Below are 1,492 nucleotides of genomic sequence, written 5' to 3' on the forward strand. Positions count from 1 at the left end.
GATCCCGCTGCGCTCCGCCCGGCAGCGCACCGGGCCGGCCGCCGGTTCCGCCGATCCGTCCGGGAACAGCCTGGAGCCGGTGCTCACCCTGCGCGCCGGCGGCGACCGTACCCCGCTCGTCTGCGTGCACCCGGGGCTCGGCCTCGGCTGGTCGTTCGCCAACCTGCTCCCGCACCTCGACCCGGGCCGCCCCGTGCACACCCTCCAGAGCCCGGGCCTGCTCACCGGCGTGGACCGTCTCCCGCCCTCCATGGGCGGGATGGCCGACCTGTACGTGGCACGCCTCCGCGCACTCCTGCCCCACGGGCCGTACCTGCTCCTCGGCCGGTCCTTCGGCGGCGGCCTCGCCCACGAGATGGCGGTCCGGCTGCGCCGGGCGGGCGAGGAGGTCAGGATGCTCGCCGTGGTGGACGCCATGCCGATGCCGGACACCATCCTGGGCACCCCGCTGGACCCGGTGGCCGTCGAGGACGAACTGCTGCGCATCCTGCTCCAGAGCCACGTCCCCGACCTGCCCGTGCCACCGGGACCCCTGGACCGCGCACGGGTGTTCGCCACCGTCCGCCGCAGCGGCTTCGACGCGCTGACCGACCCTCAGCTGCACGCCCTGGTCGACGTGGGGACCCACCACACCCGGGTCGTCCGGCACTGGAGCCCCACCCCCTACGAGGGGCGCGTGACGCTCTTCTCCGCCACCCGCGACACCTGGCCCACCCCGGCCGAGAAGACCGCGGCCTGGCGGCGCGTGGCCGCCGCGCTCGACGTGCACGACCTGGCCTGCGGCCACAGCGACGTCCTGACCCCGGGCCCGGCGGCCGAGATCGCCGCGGTCCTCGAAACCGCCCTCCGAGGGGACTGAACCGATGACCACCGACACCGTAGATCTCATCGACCTCCACGCCTGGGCGGGCGAGGAGTACGAGTTCCCCGCCTCCGACGCCCAGAGCCGCCTGCTCGTCCTCGACCAGATGGACCCCGGCACCGCCCAGTACAACGTGCCCGCCGCGTTCGCCGTGCGCGGCCCCTTCGACACCGCCGCGTTCCACCGCGCGCTGGACGCGCTCGTCGCCCGCCACGAGTCGCTGCGCACCGTCTTCCGTACCGCCGCCGACGGCACCCAGGCGCAGATCGTCTCCACCACCGGACGGGCCGGGTTCGCGGTCGAGCGGGACGTGCCGGCCGGCCGGGTGGACGCCCTGATCCGTACCGAGGCCGCCCGCCCCTTCGACACCGGTACGGGCCCCCTCCTGCGCTGCGCGGTGTACGCCGTGGACGACGGAACCCACCGGGTGCTGCTCGTCGCCCACCACCTGGTCTGCGACGGCTGGTCGCTCGGCCTCATGCTGGACGAGCTGTCCGCCGCGTACGGGCAGGAGACCGGCGGCCCGCCGCACCGCCCGGCCCCCCTCCCGCTCCAGTTCGCGGACTACGCCGCCTGGCAGCGCGAGCGCCAGGCCGACGGCGCGTTCACGGACGCGGTGGCGCACTGGGC

The 1,492-nt window shown here is 75.5% G+C and carries 2 protein-coding genes; both read left to right on the forward strand.

The window, feature by feature from the left end:
- Positions 1 to 859: alpha/beta fold hydrolase (locus tag GT042_RS08935; protein ID WP_237530600.1), on the forward strand; the 859-nt coding region annotated here is incomplete at its 5' end.
- Between the two features lie 4 nt (positions 860 to 863).
- Positions 864 to 1,492 (forward strand): condensation domain-containing protein (locus GT042_RS08940; RefSeq protein ID WP_237530601.1); only part of this gene is annotated, 629 nt, incomplete at its 3' end.

This window comes from Streptomyces sp. SID3212 (genome assembly GCF_009865405.1).
Taxonomy (GTDB): Bacteria; Actinomycetota; Actinomycetes; order Streptomycetales; family Streptomycetaceae; genus Streptomyces.